Raw genomic sequence first — 20932 nt, 5'->3', positions numbered from 1 at the left:
ACATGCTGCGCTTATTTGTAACAAGCTTATATTTATAACAATCTTAGAACTTGGCGCGTACACCCACTGCATAGCGAGCACCGTTATCTTCAACCGAGTAAACTTGGTTGTCGAAACGGCCAGTTTGCACTAGCTCTTCTTCCGTTACGTTAATACCTTCAACGAATACTGTGAAGTTCTCGTTGATGTCATAACTTGCACTCACATCCCATTGACCGAAGGTTTGAGTATTAACAGGCTCGCCGTTAAAACCATTGTCAACGTTACGTAAGAATGCTTCACGGTTGTTAAATGCTATACGTGCTTGCCAGTTGTCTTGCTCATAGAACACAACTAAGTTTTGTGAGTCGCCTAAACCTTCCAAGAAGTCAGTATCAGCGTTAACCACAGTGGCGTTTGCCATGACACCAAAGCCATTTTCGAATACGTGAGTTACTGCAACTTCGTAGCCTGTTACTTTGGTTGTTTCTGTATTTTGCGGACGACTAACGGTATACACTTCACTTGCACCGTTCAATTCTTCAGTGTTTGCAACAACATCATAGTCAGGGCGAGTTGAGTCTAGGGCTAGACCTACTGCACATAAATTATCGCCAGAGTCGTTATTACATCTGAAGCCATCAGCAGCTGTGCGGTCAGAGAAAGTAAATGTCTCTTCGCCAGTCAAGCTCACGATGAAGTCTTCCACTTCTTTACTGAACACAGCAAAGGTGAAGTAACTTGCGTCAGCGTAATACCATTCGAATGATAAATCCCAGTTCTCAGAGGTAAACGGCTTAAGCGACGGGTTACCACCACTTGCAGTTAAGTTCTGACGACGAGGCTCATTGAATGTAGTAGCAGGTGACAATTGAGACATAGTTGGGCGCGTCATTGAATCATAAACAGAGAAACGTAAAACCATTTCGTCTGTTAAGTCTAACTTCACGTTAACGCTAGGTAATAGATTTGAGTAGCTGTCGCCTTGCTGAATGTCGGTAGCAGGACCAAATTCGTTCGCAAACAAGGTTAAATCCGAGGTTGGAACAACATCTTTAATAAAGCTCTGCACTGCAGCAACTTGAATGTCTGTTTCAGCGTAACGTGCGCCTACGTTGACTGCCAATGGCATATCACCGATGTCATACATAAACGTGAAGTCCAAGTACAAGCTAGTCACATCTTCGTTGATGGTATAACGGTTATTCTGCAGCGTGGTTACTATTGGATTACCCGATGCGGCAAGGAAATCTATATACGCATCACCGTCATAGGTATAGAAGGTTTCAGGGTAACCAGGGAAAAAGTTTTTAGCGGTAAAAGGTTCGAAACCGATAGTATCGATAGGCGCTTCAGTACCGTAACCACAGAATGCACATTGATTACCATAAATCTGGAACGCTGATTTTTCACGCTCTTGACGGTAAATACCAAATTGCGCTTTTTGGAAAACGTCTGAATCCGCTAGGTAAACAAAGTCAGCTTTAAATTCGTTGATTTCATCTTCGTCAGTAAATGCCTGGCCTTTTTCGTTGTAGTGTAAACGCGCACGACTCGCATCAGGTAGCGAATCACCACCAAACCCTTCATGAGACACTATCGGGACGCTGCTTGTACCATCGAATGCGTAGTTGTTGATAATACCCACAACGTTGAAACGGTCTTTACCGGCACGATCGTTTTCGGCAGATGAAGTAGATACATCGAATGTGCCTTTAAGTTGAGGAGTAATGTCCCACTCAACGTTTAAGCCAAAACCATCGCTCTGTGAATCACGTGAGTTACGTGTATAAGATACGAAGTCAGACGCTGGGTCACCGCTGCCGCCGTGTAGACCAATTTGCTGATCAAACGTCAGCAAAGTACCCGTTGCTTGATCGATAGTTGCGCTGCCTACGCGGTCAGGTTCAAACCAAGCCGCTAAATCGGTAACTTGTGAATCTACTTCGAACTTAGACACAAAACCATCAAGGGTAATGTTCACTTCATCTGATGGTGCGAATTGGAAAACTAAACTGGCATTAGTACGCGTACGCTCTTGCTGGTCAACGGCCTGATCCCAATTACGAGGTATATAGGCATTGGTTAACAACACACCGTCATTACGATTAGAAATTGTTTGGCCAGGGCGCCAGCCGGCAGTGCCAACTGTGTTAATTTGGATATCACGCTCTTGACGAGAAACGGCTAATAACACACCCATTTTGTCGTCGTTAAATGTATTACTAACTAGGAAAGAGGCTGAGGGAGAAGTTTCTTCTGAAAGGGTTTCGTACATACCTTTTACAGAACCAATAAGTTGGAAACCTTCGTAATCAAACGGGCGCGCAGTTGAAACATTGATTGTTGCACCAATGCCACCTTCTTGAAGATCTGCACGTGTACTTTTATAAACGTCAGCGCCAGTGATTTGATCTGCCGCAAGAACGTCAAAGTTAAACTCACGACCACCACTGTCAGTGGCTAGTTGACGTCCATTTACCAGTACCGTGTTAAATTGTGGACCGAAACCACGAACTGTAACAGCTTGGCCTTCACCACCACTACGGTCAATTGAAACACCCGTGATCCGCTGCAAAGATTCAGCAACGTTCAAATCTGGGAATTTACCCAAATCTTCAGCTGCAATGCCATCAGAAACAATAAGTGCTTCTTTTTTGTCAGACATGGCGCGTTTTAAACTGCTTACAATCCCGCGCACTTGAATCACTTCAAGGTTGCTGTCGTCGCTTGCTTCTTGTGCTGTTGCTTGCATAGATAAACCAGCAACAGTAGGTACTAATAGGGCGGTTTTTACTGCCGACCAAATGTATGATTTTTTCATGGGATGTGCCCCGTTTGTGTCCTGTTAATATGATGTGTTCTTTTTTTGGCGCTTTGCAAGTTTACCGTTCCACTCAAACTACTCGCATAACTATAGGATCATGCCACTCAGCTCACCTATTGATATGTATGTTAAATAGTATTAATACAATTTGTCAACATATGCGCAACATGACTAAGGTCTAAATCGCTATTTGTACTACGCTATAAAGGTAGCTCAAAATTAAAGAAAAACTTGTTATTTTTCATCTAGTTGCTTATGTAAAAAGACTAGTTTTTAGGCTTAATCAAAAACAACCTTTAATAGCATAGTCGTTTATTATCAGTGTGCTTTTGACTTTGGTTAAATAAAGGTAAAATTTACAAAGTCCGTAATTTCAGTGGGCTTTAGCGCTATTATTGGCCATCGAAAAGTCAGCCTTTACTGCACAATATGTTACCAGAAGTTAAATAATACTATTTATATGCTTTAAAAACCGAGTAAAATGTCTTATTCGCTTTAATATGAACAAAATCACTTAATTTGAGGACCCTATATGACGCAACATGCCGCACAATTCATTGCCCTGCATGGGCAAAAGAGCAGCCTAATTTTAGACGTCGGGTACGAAACGCCACAGATCATTTATTGGCGCGCTAAACTGTCAGAACAATCTACCGGCGAGATGATGCGCGCACTCCGCTTACGTCAAGAAGCACCGGTTTCTCCAATTGTTGAACTTGACCTATGCGTAACCCCGACGTCTGGACAAGGCTTTACCGGGTTACCTGGGCTAAGTTTGCATGGCGATAGCGACCAGTGGGCTGCAAATCCTAAGTTAAAGACTGTGACTCAGAGTAATGAGCACAGCGTCACCCTAACCAGTCTTGATTCTGCTCGCGGTGTTGAAGTTGTTGTCACGATAAAGCTAGACCAAGACACAGATGTACTCACGTTTGATACAGCGTTAAATAACATCACTGAGCAAACCATTACGCTTGATTGGTGCGCAGCGGCCACTATTCCGACCCCAGCTGACTTTGATCAAATTATCGGCTTTGAAGGCCACTGGGCGGGTGAGTTTCAGCAGCACTCACTGGATAAATTCTTTGGTTCTTATGTGCGCGAAAATCGCCGAGGTAAAACCTCACACGACAGCTACCCAGCTTTATTGTTGCACCCTAAAACGACCAATCAAGCCCAAGGTGAGGCCTATGGTTTCCATTTAGGCTGGAGCGGCAATCATAAAATCGTCGCTGAAAAAATGGCTGATGGCCGCTCTTATGTGCAAATGGGCGAGTTGTTATTTCCAGGCGAAATAGTGTTGAGTAAAAACCAGAGCTACCAAACACCGACTTTGTTTGCTAGCTACACTGACCAAGGCTTGTCTGTGCTGTCTCAGCAGTTTCATCAGTACGTACGAACCCACATTATTCGACAAAGCGTGCACGATAAGCCTCGCCCAGTGCACTACAACACCTGGGAAGGCATATACTTCAACCACGACGTAGATACGCTGAAAGACCTAGCCGAAAGAGCTGCTGAAATGGGCGCTGAACGCTTCGTGTTAGACGACGGTTGGTTTATTGGCCGCAACGATGACAAGGCAGGGTTAGGCGATTGGTACGTAGACAAAAAGTTTTACCCAGAGGGATTAACCCCGGTCATTGATCACGTTAAAGCCCAAGGCTTAGAATTTGGTTTGTGGTTCGAACCAGAAATGGTCAACCCGGACAGTGACCTATACCGCCAGCACCCTGAGTGGGTATTGGGCAATGAAATCAGTAAGCAAATAGATTGCCGTAATCAGCTTGTTTTGGACTTATCTAGACCTGAAGTATTTGATTATTTGTTCGAGCGTTTAGACTCTTTGCTATCTGAATACGATATTAGCTACGTAAAATGGGACATGAACCGCGATTTGAACCATCAAGGCAACCATAGCGGTAAGCCAGGCGGTCATAATCAAATACATGCTGTGTATCGCTTACTGGATAAAATTCGTGAAACACACCCGCAAGTGGAAGTTGAAAGCTGTGCATCTGGTGGCGGTCGTGCTGACTATGGCGTACTGGCGCGCACTGACCGCGTATGGACTTCAGATTCTAACGACGCACTTGAGCGTCTCAAAATTCAAAACGGTTTCTCGTATTTCTTGCCTTCAGAGCTTATGGGCTCACACGTAGGCCCAAGAGAGTGTCACATTACCCATCGCACCGTTTCAATGGAAATGCGTGCTTCAGTGACCTTGTTCGGTCACATGGGCATGGAGATGGATTTACGTGAGCTAACCGACGCCGAAAAAGTCGAGCTCAAAGCCATGACCGACTTATACAAGCAACATCGGGCGTTAGTGCACAGCGGCGATTTGTTCCGCTTAGAACTTCCAGCGTATATGAATGGGCTAGGTATTGTTGCCAAAGATAAGTCGCAGGCATTGTTCTCATACAGTTTAGTGGCATGCAGCTCGGCCACCCTACCAGATCAATATAAGTTTGCAGGTTTAGAGAAAAACAGCCAGTACAAGCTCGATATCATTTGGCCGATAAAGAACACTGACAAATGGCCTAAGGCTGTCTTGTTCGGTTTTGCTAATCACCTTAGTGCTGTTGACGGTCAAGTCTTTAGCGGTGAATTACTGATGCAATTGGGTATGCAAATGCCCTTGCTTACGCCGCAAAGCAGCTTGTTGTTCCATCTTACAAAAGTGTAACGCGCTAGATTTGTGCCGCGCTTGCTGATTTGGCTAGCGCGGCTTTTTATTTCTGACTCTTCAGCTCACAATCTTTTAATTCCCACGTTTTTAAATTTAACTTAGTTTAATTGCCGCGCCCTTTACTTCACCCCAACTTCCTTTATACCATCGCTAAATACGCTGTAATTAACTGGCGTGTACGGCAGAATCGCCAATCAGCAGCGAGACTCACATCTTATAAAAATATAATCCAAGGAACGACATGAAGACCTTACATAAAACTGCATTATTTATTGCCTGCACACTGGCTATTTCAAGCTCGGTGAGCGCAGCTTATCAGGCATCTGAAGAGGCAACTCAGCTCACTCAAGACACTATTCTTATTGATTCGCATATTGATGTTCCCTATCGCGTCAGTGAAAAATGGGTAGATGTTACACAGGCCACCGATGGCGGTGATTTTGACTATCCAAGAGCAAAAGAAGGCGGTTTAAACGCGCCTTTCATGTCTATTTACGTGCCCGCCAGCCTAGATGATTCTGACGAGTCCACTGCCCTTGCCCATAAACTGATTGATTATGTTGAAGCGATTGTTGGCCGTGCACCGGATAAATTCGCGATTGCGAAAAGCGTTGCGGATGTAAGGGAACAATTTGAACAAGGTTTGATTTCACTGCCTATGGGCATGGAAAATGGCTCTCCTATTCAAGGCAATTTGGATAACCTTAAAACATTTCATGAGCGCGGTATTCGCTATATCACCCTCGCTCATTCCCAAAGCAACCATATTGCTGACTCCTCTTACGATATCCGTCGTAAATGGAAGGGTTTAAGCCCTTTCGGTAAAACCTTGGTCGAAGAAATGAATAACATAGGCGTAATGGTAGATATTTCTCACGTATCAGATAAAGCATTCTATCAAGCTATCGAAGTGAGCAAGGTGCCCGTTATCGCATCTCATTCTTCATTGCGTAAGTTCACACCGGGTTTTGAGCGCAACATGGACGATGACATGATCAAAGCCTTAGGTGATAACGGCGGCGTTATCCAAATTAACTTCGGTTCTACTTTTGTCAGTAAAATTTCACAAAACTGGCGTAATCAGATGACTGCAAAGCGTAAAGCACTTGTGGAAAAAGAAGGTAAAGACAGCCCATTAGTCGCTGCGTTCGATGAAGAGTATATTGCTAAAAATCCGTTCCCGTTCGCCAACGTGGATACCGTGCTAGATCACATTGACCACGTAGTTGACCTTATCGGCATTGACCATGTGGGTATTGGTTCAGATTATGACGGTGTAGGCGACTCATTACCAGAAGGCTTGAAAGACGTATCCACCTATCCCAATTTGGTACAAGGTTTAATGGATCGTGATTACTCACAAACGGATATCAAGAAAATACTAAGTGGTAATTTCTTACGCGTTTGGAAAGCCGTTGAAGACTACGCCGCGGAGCATTAACTTTTAGTCAATCACTAAAAAGCCCGTTTATAACCAGATAAACGGGCTTTTTATGCGGTGGCTTTTATTCAATGCAAAATTGACTGATTACATGCCGTAACGCTACTTGGCGTTTGCGCCGCGGTAAAAGCGAATGCCCGTCGCCCAGCGGTCAGCAAAGCCTGGCCATGCCTCACTCAGTTTACCGTCGCTATCTTTAACCTGAGTGGCATTATCGCGGGTCGGTAAATAAGCGCATTTACTCTGGTCACTTTTCACGAAACAATCTAAAAACGCCAAACTCATATGCATATTCACACGATTAAGCTGCTCGTTATCCCAACTAGGCTCGATATAGTGGCCTAAATCAGCGTCAGTTTCGTATGCCACTTTAGGTGCTGGATGAGGTGCAATGTTATGCCGGGCATTTTCATACACCATCAGATACTTGTTATCGCTGCCGGTTTGCTCAAAAAGTTTTTTAACACCGTTTTCATAACCGGAGACATCGTCTTGATCCCCTGATACATAAAGACTTGGAACCGTAATATTCGCCATCGATTTCGCATCATGTACTGAGGTTTCGCCGCCCCAAGGCGCGTAAGCGATCATGGCTTTCCAACGTGGATCTACTGACTCTCTACCCGCGTTACAACTATTAAATACCGGCACTAGCTGCTTGGCCGCCTCTTCAGGGAACCCTAGACGTTGTAAACCCGCTTGATTGAAGTCGTAGCAGGCACCAATAGTGCTAATTGCGCCAAAGCCGCCCATTGAATAGCCAATCACAGCAGCATCTTTGGTGTCAGCAATCTTCGCGATGTTTGAACTGTCTTGGCTAAAATAATCGAGCACAAATTGTTGGTCCCGGGCACGGTTTATTAAGGTACTAGGGAAACCAGAGAAGCCTGAATTCACAAAATCTACATCCCCGGTTGTCGAGTCTGTATGGTCAATTCCCACAACGACATAACCATGGCTTGCTAGATGCTCACCAAGATAAAACATGATCGTCCGGTAGCCTGTATAACCATGGGACAGCACAACCAGGGGGAATTGACCTGATGCTTGAGGAGAGGCGTCTCGGTGAGCCTTGCCCACTAAGTTAAAAGGCTTGTGCAAGCGGGTGACGTTTTCATAAGTAGCAGTTGGGGTATTAGCCGCTTGAGCATCAGCTGGATACCATACCTCTAAGGTCAGTGGGCGGTCTTTTTGCGATGTAAAGGTCTGGGTATCAAGTTGCTTTTCGTGGGTCACCTTAAGCGTTTGCACGCCAACCGTGTACTGCCCAGCAACAGCCAGTTCCGGTGTAATAGATGGTTGTAATGTGTATAGCTGCTCATCTGCTCGAGCGATTAAACTTGCCGTTATCATGGTCAATGCTGTGAGGGCAGCGGTAGAATTAAATCTCTTCATCTTTTTCTCTTCTTTATGTCTCTTTTTCGAATTGTGGTTACGCGCAGTATATTAATTGAGAAATTTATATTATTTGTAATATTTAAAGCAACACTGATTATGCATGCAAATGTTTTTAGCGCGGAGGATCGATTTGCCCACCGATACTGTTGTTGGTGCGAAACCATCCCGCAATACTGTAACGATCCCTTTTAGCCGCGCGGACTTCGTGGGGAAATTGTTCACTCAAAAAAATAACACACTGGTTAAAAATAGGCTCTACTATTAAAAAAGGTGATACTTGCTCATCATGAAACATAAGTAATTCCCCTTCATCCGCTTTAACCCAATCAGCGTTTAAATACACAACACTGCTAAGCAGTCGATTGCTATTTCCTTTAAAGGCATCCACGTGGCGTTTATAAAAATCACCTTGGCCGTAATGCGCGTAATGGCTCTCGTAATCGAAAAGTCCCATAAACAGACGGCGATTTATCTCTATCCTCAGATTTTCCATTAATTTCAAAAATAAGCGTTGAGATTCACTTTGACCGTTGATCCACGCAATACTGTCACTGCGCACACTAGTATTCACTTGTTGAAGTTGCTCACGGCCAATGGAGGCTTGCTTAAAGTTAAGACGAACATCGCTACTCGCTTCGAGATATAGAGCATTTATCACCAGCTCAGGCAAAAAGTCAGATACAACACAGTAACCTGTAATGGTTAGTTGCTCACAAATATACGCGATCACTTGCTCATCTAAGCAACCGGCTTCATGTGTTTGCATGTAATATTGAGTCCTAATGGATGGCAGAAAGGCCGAGGGTTATGCTCTTGCAAGCGCGCCAGGATTGGCAGATAAATTAACTGTTACGTGTGGCTAAGTAGGTTTGTAAAATAATGGAAGCATCAAAACTTGCACGGTGACGTTGCTCTCCCGTTTTGGATAAGATGCGGGATTTTGCCACATGCCAATTATCCATCTGATGTTCATTTAATATCATTTCAAGCTGACTTAATTCGAAGGTCATACTCATGCCTGCACTTTCGTATAAGCGCGATAACCACGGACTATCTACAACCCACCCATCGGAATAAGCAGTGCGCCCATTCAATAAATGATTAAGTTCGATACAGACTTGATGCACAGGCGCACCTTTTTCAAGCAACATACTCCGAGTGATGCCATGCAGCCGTTGTGCTTCTTCGCTCCAATGTTGCCAGTCATTTTGTGGACGAATAAGCCGGCAGAAGCGTGTGTTAGCGTCCAGTGCAACGCCCACTTCAATGGGATAACTGCCAGCACCGAAACCACTAGCCTCAATGTCGAGGATGATAGGTGAAATCACACTACTTCGCACTAAATTTAGACTCCCCCTGTGATACCTAACAACGCCACGTAAGCGCTAAGAGTTAGGCACATTAACATTATGCCTAACTGCCAAACTCTAAACCAATTTGATATAGCGTATTCTTTTTAAGACCGTATTGCTGGGCAACAATAGCGGCTGCTTTCTTAGGCGGCAATTCAGCCATCAATAACTTAAGCAACTTCAATGCCTCTTCTGGAATGTCGTTTACGTCAGATTTATGCCCCGCAATCATCAATACAAACTCACCTCGTTGATGATTCGAATCCGCGTGCAACCACTCGAGCGCTTCTCCTGCCGTACCTGAATAAAAGGTCTCAAAGGTCTTACTCAGCTCTTTTGCTACCACCACCTTGCGTTCAGCCCCTAGCACGTCAACAACAGCTTGCACTGTATCAGCAATTCTGCGTGGAGATTCATAAAACACGCACGTAGCTGTCTCACGCTCTATTGACTCAAGCACTTGGGTTTTCGCTTGTTGTTTGGCCGGCAAAAAGCCTTCAAAACGAAACCTGTCAGTAGCGAGTCCCGCGCCACTTAATGCTGTAACTGCCGCGCATGCCCCAGGTAAAGGGATCACATCAACACTATTGGCCCTGCATTGATTCACAAACCCATATCCTGGATCGCTGATCAGCGGTGTGCCCGCATCGGAGATAAGCGCAATATTCAAACCTTGTTGCAACTTTTCAATGAGCTGTGTCGCCCGCTGTGCTTCATTGTGATCATGCAATGAGATTAAGCGTGTAGAGATGTCAAAGTGCTGCATGAGTTTTTGGCTATGGCGCGTATCTTCTGCAGCAATCAAATCCACCTCATTTAAGGTACGGATTGCGCGCAGAGTAATATCTTCTAAATTACCGATAGGAGTAGGAACAATGAAGAGCTTTCCAAAATTTGCCACTTTGTATGCCTTTTAAATATGCCGTTGGACATTGATGTCGCTATTTTACCTTGTAACTTCCCGTTTCTCTAAGCCCTGAGTAGGTAGATATTTGTCAGCGTTGGTATAAACTAACGGGCGAATTATCAAGATGTTAAGTGAGTGCACGTTAAATGAAATTAATCAGGTCGGTAGTGGTTGTTAGCCTAGTCGTTTTTATGGCCTCCTGTGCAGATACGCCGAACAAAAAAAACTCGGTAAAACGACCAGATATCAAGGTAGTGCAACCAGACCGAGAGCTTAACAGTCAATATTACCTAAACCAAGCGCAACGTCAGTTTGCACAGACGGGTGACACCACCGAGCGCAATAGGTTGATATTGCAAGCCGCGTCTGTGTTGCAGCAAGAAGATAACTGCAATGCCAGTATCAAGTTGCTTAATATCCTTACGCCTGAACTTATTCACCCTGACCTTCAATCTGAAGCTCAATTGCTGTTGGCTCAGTGTTATATGCAGTTGCCTACCCCTGCAGTATCCCAAGCACAAAAGCTTGTGAATAAATTGCTTAAAAGCAAACATGAGTCAGCTCAGCTCAGTGCATTACAGGCCGTTATTGACGAACAGCAACATGCTTGGTTAGCTGTCAGCAAGAATTTATTGGCAGCTGGCAACCTCAATCAAGAAAATAGCCTTAGATTATGGCGTGCGATTGGCAACCTAACCAACAAGCAAGAAAAGCAAGCCGTGGTAGATGAACCAAGGCTAAAGTCATGGATTGAACTTAAAACGATTATTCAACAGCTAGGCACGCAGCCTCAAAGTTTAAAACTTCAGGTAAACCGGTGGCAAAGTAAGCATCCATCTCACCCCTTATCTGAGGTACTTCCTGAGGCGTTAGTCAACGCCATGGAGCAAGACACTATAGCACCCAAGCGAGTGGCGGTGTTGTTACCGCTAACAGGGAGACTTTCTAGCCAAGGGAACGCAATTAAAGACGGAATTATTGCAGCATATTTAGCTCATTTGAACAGCGCGTCATCGTTAAACAGCCAAGCTTCGGCCCCACACATTGAATTACAGTTTTTTGATTCAGCTTTGAAAACACCCGAGGAGTTGAGTGAACAGGTCACTGACTACGATACGATTATTGGGCCGCTACTAAAAGAGAAGATTGCTCAATTAATAGCATTTTTACCAGCCAATAAATCAGTATTAGCGTTAAATCGTATTGACTCTATTATCGAAAATAAAACGCTGGATACTGCAGTAGTGGATAACACCATTGTGGATCAAGCAGTGCCGGCAGAAAACATGACACTGCCAAATTTTGATGTGGCTCTTGAAACACTTTCCACAGCATCGCCAGAAGTTTTTTACTTTTCACTAGCCCCTGAAGATGAAGCCATTCAACTGGCCAAGCACATCCATGACCTGGGCCTGCGCCATCCCATAGTATTAGCGGCTGACACGAGTACCACCCAGCGCATGTCTGAGGCTTTCATTCAACAATGGCAACAGAATGACCAACAACAAGACTACGTTATCCCGGCAAAAGGCACCTTCACCGACAGTAAAAATATGCGCAAGTTGGTGTCTGAGTTATTAGATGTAGCCCAAAGCCGCCAGCGCGTGAAACAAATAGAGTTACTTACCACCAGTGAAGTATACGCAGTAGAGCGCAATCGCCGAGATGTAGATGCGATTATTCTGTTTGCTAACCCGGAACAGACTGAATTACTTAACCCTATTATTGAGTCGAGCTTGAGTCCTTTCGCCGCTCGCGAAATTTCCGTGTTCGCCTCATCAAGAAGTTACACCTTGGAATTAAACAAAAACAGTATTCGAGATTTACGCAATTTAACCTTTATTGATATGCCATGGATGATGCCCAATAACCCTTGGCAAGACTTAGCAAACGATACCCAGGCCTTATGGCCTCAAACCCAAGATAGTTTATTACGCCTGTTTGCCCTTGGTTACGATGCCTATAACCTAGTACCTAAGCTACGCCATTTGAAACTCCTGCCGATCACTTCGGTGAAAGGCTTGAGTGGCGAGTTGAGTATCAGTGCGGATGGGGAAGTTCACCGCGTACTGCCCTGGGCGAAAGTAGCGCAAGACCGGGTCATCCCCATTGCCATGGACTAACCCGCTGCGCTCTTTAACTAAGGGCGCGCAAGGCGAAGCCAAGGCATTAGCTTATTTAAAGCAACAAGGGCTTAAATTAGTGACGCAAAATTACCGCTGCCGAAGCGGCGAAATCGATATCATCATGCGCGACAATCAAGAACTAGTCTTCGTTGAAGTCAAATATCGTAGCGGACAGCAGTTTGGGAGTGCAGTGGAGTTTTTTCACCCCCATAAACGGCGTAAATTTGAGTCTGCCATACAGCATTACATGCTAGACAATCAGCTGAATCCTTCGTTAATCGCCCATAGAATTGATATAGTCGGCATAGATGTATTAGGTAACAACAATGATAAAATCAGTTGGTTAAAGTATGTATAACAACAACGCGCACTGGAGCATGAATGTTAGAGAGTGTTAAAGCCAATTTTACCGAGAGCATTCAAACTATGATTGCTTCGTTAGAAGAATTACCCGAGCCCATTGCACTTGCAACGCAAATGATGGTCAATGCACTTATCAACGGAAATAAAATACTGTCTTGCGGTAACGGTGGTTCGGCAGCCCATGCCCAAAGCTTTGCGTCTCAAATGCTTAATCGGTATGAGCGAGAGAGACCAAGTTTACCCGCCATTGCTTTGAGCACAGACACCTCAACTATGACCTCTATTGCCAATGACTACAGCTATGACGAAGCGTTTTCTAAACAGGTGCGCGCCCTTGGGCAAACAGGCGATATACTACTTGCCATATCACCTAACGGTGCCTCTAGAAGCGTTATTAGCGCGATGGAGGCCGCTTTGAGTCGTGATATGACGATTGTTGCGTTAACTGGGCTGGATGGCGGTGAAATGGCAGGGTTACTCGGGCCGAATGACGTGGAAATCCGTGTTCCATCAAGTCGCGCCGTGCGTATTCACGAAGTACATTTATTGGTTATACATAACTTATGCGAAGGGGTAGACGATTGCCTTTTCCCAGAAACTTCACAGGAATAATGACGTGTTAAATTATCATCCTAAATTACTTATAGGTGCATTGTTAGCCCTTAGCCTTTTGCAAGGTTGCGCTGCATTAGTGGTAGGCGCTGGTGTCGGTGCGGCCTCTGCCGCCCACGATCGTCGTTCATTGGGCACTCAACTTGACGATAAAACCGTTTCAAGTCGTATCTCTATCGCCTTGTCTGACAATAAAGCCATTGACGAGCAAGCGAATATCCATGTTCACGTTTTTAACGGTTCGGTTTTGTTAGTTGGTCAAGCACCGAATGAAGCATTAATCAATCAAGCCCAAGTGGCGGCGACATCTGTTAAAAACATAGAAAAATTGCACAATCAAGTTCGACTCGGCTCGCCAGTTTCAGCCAGCACCACTACCCATGACGTATGGCTTACCTCTAAAATTAAGGCCAACCTAGTCGCGGACAAACGCATAGATGGCTTCCACATTCATGTGGCGGTCGAAAACTCTGAGGTTTTCCTAATGGGCTTGGTTAGTACTAAAGAAGCAGAAGTAGCAGCCACAGTGGCGCGTAATATTGACGGCGTGAAACAAGTGATCAAAGCATTTGAGTATCTGTAGCAGTACATAACGGCTAAATCAAAAGCGCTGCCTGATACCTCGTAGGGTGCTTGATTTAGTCTTTTAAGTATCGCTGAGAGGTTGATTGTTCGCTGAAAAAGGTATTAGGCTCCAACCTGTTCAAGCAGGAGCACTTACATGCTAGCAGTAGAACAATAGACATAAAAAAAGGTGCCTCTAGGCACCTTTTTTAAATGTGTAACACCTTACTTAACAATAGTTAAATTGGGCTTGCCCTTTTTACTTGGGGCTGGCGCTTTATCTGGTGTATCTGATGATTGAACAGGTGTTGGCGTTAAGTCGCTGCCATCCCCCTCAAAATCATCTTCAGGTGTAAATACCGTACCTGCACCATTTTCTTTAGCGTAAATTGCTAAAACCGCCTTGCATGGAACAACGATATTACGTGGCACACCGCCGAAGCGAGCATCAAAGGTAATTTCGTCGTTGCCTAGCAACAACTTGCCACAAGAGGCGGGGGAAACATTAAGTACTATCTGACCATCACGAACATGTTCTTGCGGCACTAAGGTACCTGAAACATGTGCATCAACCACGATATAAGGTGTCAAATTGTTATCCACAATCCATTCGTAGAATGCACGGAGTAAATAAGGCTGATTTGATGTCATATTGTCATTTCCCACTAAAGAGGGTTATGAATTTCGCGTTCTTGGTCCGTCAAAGATGCTTTGAACGAACTTCTTTCGAAAATGCGATTCATATAAGTGCGTACATCTTTCGCGCCATTGCCGGTCAATTCGATTCCAAGAGACGGCAAACGCCACAATAACGGAGCAAGGTAGCAATCTACAAGACTGAATTCTTCGCTCATAAAGAACGGCGTCTCTGCAAACAATGGTGCCAAGCTCAACAACGCTTCACGCAACTCATTACGCGCAGCTGCTACATCCCCTTTACCCGCTAGAATTTGCTCAGCAAGCACATACCAATCATTCTGAATACGGTGCATGGTCAAGCGGCTTTGCCCACGAGATACAGGATATACAGGCATCAATGGAGGGTGAGGAAAACGCTCGTCCAAATATTCCATGATGATATGAGAATTATAAAGCACCAATTCTCTGTCAACCAAGGTTGGAACCGTGCCATAAGGATTTAAATCAATTAAATCTTCAGACAGGTTGTTTTTCTCGATATAGCTGATTTCTACTCCAACACCTTTTTCAGCAAGTACGATACGCACTTGATGACTATAGATATCAATGGTGTCTGAGAACAACGTCATGATAGAACGTTTATTTGTGGCTACAGCCATTAAGCTTCCTCCTAAATTCGAATATCCAGCTGTTTATACTTTCAATAAAGCCTGCTGAAATATCCAATATCACTGTTTTTACACCCTGGTTAAGGCCGTATTAACAGCAAAACGGTAAATTAATCTACCAGTGATAAGAAAGGGGCACGGGGCCCCTTAAAATTTTGCGGATTATACATTAACTTTTGTAGAATTAATGCACATCTCTCCAATAATCTTTCTTCAATAGGTAAATAAGTACGAAGAACACCAACAAGAATATTATGACCCAGCGTCCGATACTCTCAGACTCTAGGCGTGAAGGCTCACCGGTGTACACTAGGTAGTTCACTAAGTCCAAAACTGCACTGTCATATTCTTCTGGGCTTAACTCGCCAGTACCATCAGATTTGATACCTACGTAGCGTTCGACCATTTCACCATCGACCATATGCTCTTCAGTCGTCTTGCGAGGTACACCTTGCAACTCTTGCAATACATGTGGCATACCCACTTCAGGGAACACTAAGTTATTCACACCAAACGGACGGCTCTCATCAACGTAGAACGTACGTAAATAGGTATACAACCAATCAGCACCACGTACACGAGCTACCAGGGTTAAATCTGGAGGCGGCGCACCAAACCATTTAGCAGCAGCATCAGCAGGCATACCATTTTTAATATACTCGCCGGGCTTTTCACCAGTGAACTGTAAGTTTTCCTGACCAAGCTCAACAGGGATACCTAAATCTTCGAACGCACGTTGATAGCGTTGGTACTGCATTTGGTGACAACCTAAACAGTAGTTCTGAAAGATCTTAGCGCCGTTTTGCAATGATGCCTTGTCTGTTAAATCGTAGTCAGCTGTGTCTAAGTGAGCACCGCCGCCCGCTGCGAATACTGCATTTGGCAATAAAAATGCTAAAACGAGTATTAACTTCTTCATCCTGTAATCCTCGCTGGAACTGGCTTAGTTCTCTCGTTTTTACTGTATATCCACAGTAAGAAGAAAAAGCCGAAATACATTATGGTCAAAATTTGCGAAGCAATAATTTTCCACGCTTCTTGAGGTGTGCCACCTAGGTATCCTAGGAAGATAAACACGCCAGCAAATACGATCAGGTTCCAACGGTGCAGGCCACAGCGGTAACGCCAAGACTTAACACGTCCACGGTCAATCCAAGGCAATAGCGCCAAGGCAACAATGGCTGCGAACATACAAATTACACCACCCAATTTATGCGGTACGGCTTTCAAAATTGCATAGAAAGGCGTGAAGTACCAAACAGGGAAAATGTGCTCAGGTGTTTTAAGCGGATTAGCAATTTCAAAGTTAGGGTGCTCTAAGAAATAGCCGCCCATTCCTGGGTTAAAGAACATGATGTAGCAAAAAGCGATTAAGAACAGGCTGAAAGCCACTAAGTCTTTAAGCACAATATGCGGGAAGAAAGGTACAATATCATCAATAATGTCGTACTTATCTGTGTAGTACTCATGTATTTTGAACTTGGTTTTTTCGGCTTCTGTTAGTGAGCCTTTCTTACGTTTAACGTCGGTTCCATCAGGGTTGTTCGACCCCACTTCATGCAGTGCAACTATATGCAAAAACACAAGAATAACGATAACCAGCGGTAATGCAATGACGTGCAAAGCAAAGAATCGGTTCAGCGTTGCTCCCGAGATAACATAGTCACCTTGGATCCAAATCACTAGGTCTGGGCCGATAACAGGAATGGCACTGAACAAGGATACGATAACCTGCGCACCCCAGTAAGACATTTGCCCCCAAGGTAATACATACCCCATGAACGCTTCTGCCATTAAGGCCAAGTAGATGAACATACCGAACAACCACAGTAACTCACGTGGCTTCTGGTAAGAACCATAAATCATGCCGCGGAACATATGCAAATACACCACAATAAAGAACGCAGAAGCGCCGGTACTGTGCATATAACGTAAGATCCAACCATATTCTACATCACGCATGATGTATTCAACTGATGCGAACGCTCGCTCGGCTGAAGGCTCAAAACTCATGGTTAACCAAACACCAGTCACGATTTGGTTAACGAGTACGATGGTAGCTAGAAAGCCAAACACGTACCAAAAGTTCATGTTACGCGGTGCAGGATATTGAATCGCATGCATGTTTGCCACACGCATGATTGGCAAGCGGTATTCAATCCAATCCATTAAATTTTTAAACATATTATGCAGCCCCTTCTTCGGAACCAATCAAAATGGTGTTGTCATCCAGGTACATATACGGCGGAACAACCAAGTTAAGTGGTGCAGGAACGTTATTGAATACTCGACCAGCCATATCAAATTTAGAACCATGACACGGGCAATGGAAGCCTTCAGGAACACCTTCAACATACTCTTCGAATGCGCCATCTTTTAAATGTTGAGGGGAACAACCTAGGTGAGTACAAATCCCCACCAATACGGAGTATTCCGCTTTAATTGAACGATATGAATTACGAGCGAACTCAGGTTGTTGATCCTCTTCAGAATTTGGATCTTTCAATAAATCATCAATTTTGGTCAACGATTCAAGCAATTCTGGTGTGCGTCTGGTGATCCAAACTGGCTTACTACGCCAAATAACGCGAATAAGCTGTCCAGGCTCGATTTTACTTATATCTGCTTCTACATCAGCACCGGCTGCTCGCGCTTTCACACTGGGGTTCCATGAACCGATGAAAGGTATAGCAGCACCTGCGACACCGACACCACCCACAACGGACGTAGCGACAGTCAAAAAACGACGTCGATTGTTGTCTTGCGGTTGGTTTTCGGTAACAGACGAATCATTCGCATCTAATGATACATTGCTCATCCAATAATCTCCGAGGGTTGAATTTGCTCACACTTCTTTGCAAAAAGGCTTTAGATACCTTACGAACTAAAAGAAGTTATAGTTTTGTCATTAACCGAAAATGATAAAAGAAAACCCACAATAAATACAAGGAATTCGTTAATAAAACGAAGAAATACCGAGACTTAAGAGGGAAATTTGTACAAGACGGCGTTTTAGCTAAAATTAGGCCAAAAAAAACCCGGCGAATAGCCGGGTTTCGAATTCGTAAAAACGATTAACGTTTTGAGAATTGTGGACGCTTACGCGCTTTGTGTAGACCCACTTTCTTACGCTCAACTTTACGTGCATCACGGGTTACGAAACCAGCTTTACGTAGAGAAGGACGAAGTGTCTCATCAAATTCCATCAATGCACGAGTAATACCGTGACGAATGGCGCCCGCTTGGCCGCTAATTCCGCCGCCAGCAACTGTGACGTATAGATCGAATTTTTCAGTCATCTCAACCAATTCTAGTGGTTGACGAACAATCATTCGTGCCGTTTCACGACCGAAGAATTCATCTAGAGGACGTTTGTTAACAACGATGTTACCACTACCTGCACGAAGGAAAACACGAGCGGTAGAGCTTTTGCGGCGACCAGTGCCGTAGTATTGAGTATCTGCCATTTTCTATGCTCCTTAAATGTCTAAGACTTGAGGCTGTTGAGCAGCGTGTTTATGCTCAGGACCAGCGAAGACTTTCATTTTGCGGAACATATCGCGTCCAAGAGGACCTTTTGGCAACATACCTTTAACCGCTTTTTCAATGATCATCTCTGGTTTGAAGGCTTGTAACTTCTCGAAGTTAGTCTCTTTAAGACCGCCTGGGTAACCAGTGTGAGAGTAGTACATTTTACCTTTGGCTTTGTTGCCGGTAACTACTACTTTCTCTGCGTTGATCACAACAATGTAATCCCCTGTGTCCACATGAGGTGTGTACTCAGGCTTATGCTTTCCGCGCAAACGGCTAGCAATTTCAGTCGCTAAACGACCTAGTGTTTTGTCTGCGGCGTCTACCACATACCATTCACGTTTTACCGTTTCTGGCTTTGCAACAAAAGTTTTCATCTAATATTACCCAAAAAATATATGTCTAAATGTTACGTTGTTTCTGCTATTTCAAACCGGAGTTTGCAACCTCAGAAACCGCTAAAATCAATACACTGACCCCTTCGAGTCGTACGATTCTTCCACTTTCCCAAAGTGGGTGTAACTGGGCAGGGCGCGAATTATACAGATGTTTTTACGAAACGCGAGCAGAAAATGCGCATTTTTGGCTGGGTACAGTAAGAAAAATTATCACAATTTGTCACTAACAGTTGGCAATACGAGGAATTTACCACGCAACAAATTCCTCGTATTCCTATTATACCAACTCAATTAAATAATTAGCCACTCAGCGAAAATTTAAATGGGATTGGTATTATAAAAAAGCCTTGGTTCTTAGCCGTAGGCCTTGAACAATGGCGCTTCACTATAGACTTCATTAAAGATATCAAAAAAGGTTGGACTAACACTCAAATTCATCGCAATGCCTAAGCCTTTTGCTAAGTCACTGGCTGATACGATGCCACGGATCTGATGTGCTTCGCTGTCAACCACTAAACAATGTTGTAGGCCGTTGGCTTTGAGCATTTCGACCAAATCACCGACACTAGAGCGTTTTAACTCCCGCAATAAAATCACTTTTAGGTCTGCTTTGGTACGCATAAAATGACGAACGCATAAATCGGGGCGCTCAATACCAGAGGCAATGCGCTTTATTTTTTCTTGATCGTTCAAGTCGTCAAGGCTAATTACGCCGATAAACTTATTAGCGCTATCGAGCACAATTTTCAAGCGTACTTTTTCTTCGATCATACGCTGTTCTACTTCAGAGATAGGCGTATCAGCTTGAATGACAATTGGTTTTGTTTTTTTGAAATCAGTAAACACTGACGTGGCGGGGGAATCAAGGGAAACCCCTTGAAACGTTTCAGGCCATGCTAATTCATCTAATTGATTTAATTCGTAAAGGGCGATGTTTTTCATGATTTTCTTCCTCCCCCGTCATTAGGCAACCTAATGCTGAGGTGTTAATTCAATTAATTTATGTAAGCGCATTGCTAAGTACAATGCGTGAACTGGATATAGATAAATTAAAGAATGGAAGGAGGGGCGCGAATACTAGTTGAACCAACAGTTTGCCCATTAGACGCCTGTGCCGCCACGGAATAGCGTGCTTGCTTGGCTTTTATGCGCAACGTTGGATGTTTGAATCCGATATGGAAATGTTCTTCACGGTCATCCGCTTCTTGGGATAACTGCAAAGATTGTGAGTCTAATACGTCTGACAACAACGCACTGCGTTCGATATTTACGTTGCCGCTGCTCGCCACCCGTCCCTCAACACTGAGTAACGAGAACAACAAAGGAAATAGCAGGACAAGTAACTTATTCATAATCTAACGCGGTTAATTAAACGCAACACCTCTTGAAAATGGGAATTTCATAATACTAAATTTCAAATCTACACCGAGTATGT

General features: G+C 44.2%; 20 protein-coding genes. 6 read left to right on the top strand and 14 right to left on the bottom strand.

Annotated features, from left to right (window positions below; all coding sequences use genetic code 11):
- Positions 1-43 precede the first annotated feature (43 nt).
- Positions 44-2803 (bottom strand): TonB-dependent receptor, encoded by a 2760-nt coding sequence (locus tag GMES_RS02715; protein ID WP_006991029.1) that lies wholly within the window; start codon positions 2801-2803, stop codon positions 44-46.
- Positions 2804-3338: 535 nt separating this feature from the next.
- On the opposite strand from GMES_RS02715, the gene GMES_RS02710 reads away from it, so the two are divergent.
- Positions 3339-5495, top strand: coding sequence for an alpha-galactosidase (locus tag GMES_RS02710; RefSeq protein WP_006991028.1), 2157 nt, complete (start codon positions 3339-3341; stop codon positions 5493-5495).
- Between the two features lie 244 nt (positions 5496-5739).
- Positions 5740-6939 (top strand): dipeptidase, encoded by a 1200-nt coding sequence (locus GMES_RS02705; RefSeq protein ID WP_006991027.1) that lies wholly within the window; start codon positions 5740-5742, stop codon positions 6937-6939.
- A 102-nt stretch (positions 6940-7041) separates the two neighbouring features.
- On the opposite strand, the gene GMES_RS02700 is transcribed toward GMES_RS02705, so the two are convergent.
- The 4 genes from GMES_RS02700 to rsmI all read right to left on the bottom strand — a co-directional run bounded on the left by GMES_RS02700 (position 7042) and on the right by rsmI (position 10590).
- The gene (locus GMES_RS02700) at positions 7042-8292 is read right to left on the bottom strand and encodes an alpha/beta hydrolase family protein (RefSeq protein WP_085949600.1); all 1251 of its coding nucleotides are present in this window, start codon (positions 8290-8292) and stop codon (positions 7042-7044) included.
- 157 nt (positions 8293-8449) lie between these two features.
- Complete coding sequence (locus tag GMES_RS02695; RefSeq protein ID WP_006991025.1) at positions 8450-9103, bottom strand: 2OG-Fe(II) oxygenase; 654 nt, start codon at positions 9101-9103, stop codon at positions 8450-8452.
- Positions 9104-9179: 76 nt separating this feature from the next.
- A complete protein-coding gene (locus tag GMES_RS02690) occupies positions 9180-9677 on the bottom strand; it encodes a hypothetical protein (RefSeq protein WP_006991024.1) in 498 nt (165 codons plus the stop codon).
- 73 nt (positions 9678-9750) lie between these two features.
- Positions 9751-10590: a 16S rRNA (cytidine(1402)-2'-O)-methyltransferase gene (gene rsmI / locus GMES_RS02685; RefSeq protein ID WP_006991023.1), complete on the bottom strand. Its 840-nt coding sequence runs from the start codon at positions 10588-10590 to the stop codon at positions 9751-9753.
- A gap of 152 nt (positions 10591-10742) precedes the next feature.
- On the opposite strand from rsmI, the gene GMES_RS02680 reads away from it, so the two are divergent.
- The 4 genes from GMES_RS02680 to dolP are packed head-to-tail and all read left to right on the top strand — an operon-like array spanning position 10743 to position 14280.
- The gene (locus tag GMES_RS02680) at positions 10743-12719 is read left to right on the top strand and encodes a penicillin-binding protein activator (RefSeq protein ID WP_039986353.1); all 1977 of its coding nucleotides are present in this window, start codon (positions 10743-10745) and stop codon (positions 12717-12719) included.
- Entirely contained in the window at positions 12706-13080 is a 375-nt protein-coding gene (locus GMES_RS02675; RefSeq protein WP_006991021.1) for a YraN family protein, read from the top strand. Before GMES_RS02680 ends, GMES_RS02675 begins: the two co-directional genes overlap by 14 nt.
- Positions 13081-13103: 23 nt before the next feature.
- The gene (locus GMES_RS02670; protein ID WP_006991020.1) at positions 13104-13697 is read left to right on the top strand and encodes a phosphoheptose isomerase; all 594 of its coding nucleotides are present in this window, start codon (positions 13104-13106) and stop codon (positions 13695-13697) included.
- A gap of 4 nt (positions 13698-13701) precedes the next feature.
- Entirely contained in the window at positions 13702-14280 is a 579-nt protein-coding gene (gene dolP / locus GMES_RS02665) for a division/outer membrane stress-associated lipid-binding lipoprotein (RefSeq protein WP_006991019.1), read from the top strand.
- 206 nt (positions 14281-14486) lie between these two features.
- Here dolP and GMES_RS02660 read toward each other — a convergent pair whose 3' ends face one another.
- The 9 genes from GMES_RS02660 to GMES_RS02620 form a co-directional block, all read right to left on the bottom strand.
- The gene (locus GMES_RS02660; protein ID WP_006991018.1) at positions 14487-14912 is read right to left on the bottom strand and encodes a ClpXP protease specificity-enhancing factor; all 426 of its coding nucleotides are present in this window, start codon (positions 14910-14912) and stop codon (positions 14487-14489) included.
- A 14-nt stretch (positions 14913-14926) separates the two neighbouring features.
- Positions 14927-15559: a stringent starvation protein SspA gene (gene sspA / locus GMES_RS02655; RefSeq protein ID WP_006991017.1), complete on the bottom strand. Its 633-nt coding sequence runs from the start codon at positions 15557-15559 to the stop codon at positions 14927-14929.
- Positions 15560-15752: 193 nt separating this feature from the next.
- The gene (locus GMES_RS02650; protein WP_006991016.1) at positions 15753-16487 is read right to left on the bottom strand and encodes a cytochrome c1; all 735 of its coding nucleotides are present in this window, start codon (positions 16485-16487) and stop codon (positions 15753-15755) included.
- On the bottom strand, positions 16484-17752 hold the full coding sequence (locus GMES_RS02645; RefSeq protein ID WP_006991015.1) for a cytochrome b: 1269 nt from the start codon (positions 17750-17752) through the stop codon (positions 16484-16486). The genes GMES_RS02650 and GMES_RS02645 overlap by 4 nt, the downstream gene beginning before the upstream one ends.
- 1 nt (position 17753) lies before the next feature.
- The gene (petA, locus tag GMES_RS02640) at positions 17754-18386 is read right to left on the bottom strand and encodes a ubiquinol-cytochrome c reductase iron-sulfur subunit (protein WP_006991014.1); all 633 of its coding nucleotides are present in this window, start codon (positions 18384-18386) and stop codon (positions 17754-17756) included.
- Positions 18387-18642: 256 nt separating this feature from the next.
- The gene (gene rpsI / locus GMES_RS02635; RefSeq protein ID WP_006991013.1) at positions 18643-19035 is read right to left on the bottom strand and encodes a 30S ribosomal protein S9; all 393 of its coding nucleotides are present in this window, start codon (positions 19033-19035) and stop codon (positions 18643-18645) included.
- Positions 19036-19047: 12 nt separating this feature from the next.
- Entirely contained in the window at positions 19048-19476 is a 429-nt protein-coding gene (gene rplM, locus GMES_RS02630) for a 50S ribosomal protein L13 (protein WP_006991012.1), read from the bottom strand.
- Between the two features lie 375 nt (positions 19477-19851).
- Positions 19852-20439, bottom strand: a complete 588-nt coding sequence (locus tag GMES_RS02625; RefSeq protein WP_006991011.1) for a CBS domain-containing protein — start codon at positions 20437-20439, stop codon at positions 19852-19854.
- Positions 20440-20546: 107 nt separating this feature from the next.
- Positions 20547-20849: a hypothetical protein gene (locus tag GMES_RS02620; protein WP_006991010.1), complete on the bottom strand. Its 303-nt coding sequence runs from the start codon at positions 20847-20849 to the stop codon at positions 20547-20549.
- Positions 20850-20932 lie beyond the last annotated feature (83 nt).

The organism is Paraglaciecola mesophila KMM 241 (assembly GCF_000315015.1).
Lineage (GTDB): Bacteria > Pseudomonadota > Gammaproteobacteria > Enterobacterales > Alteromonadaceae > Paraglaciecola > Paraglaciecola mesophila.
This window is presented reverse-complemented; position numbering and strand designations above follow the sequence as displayed.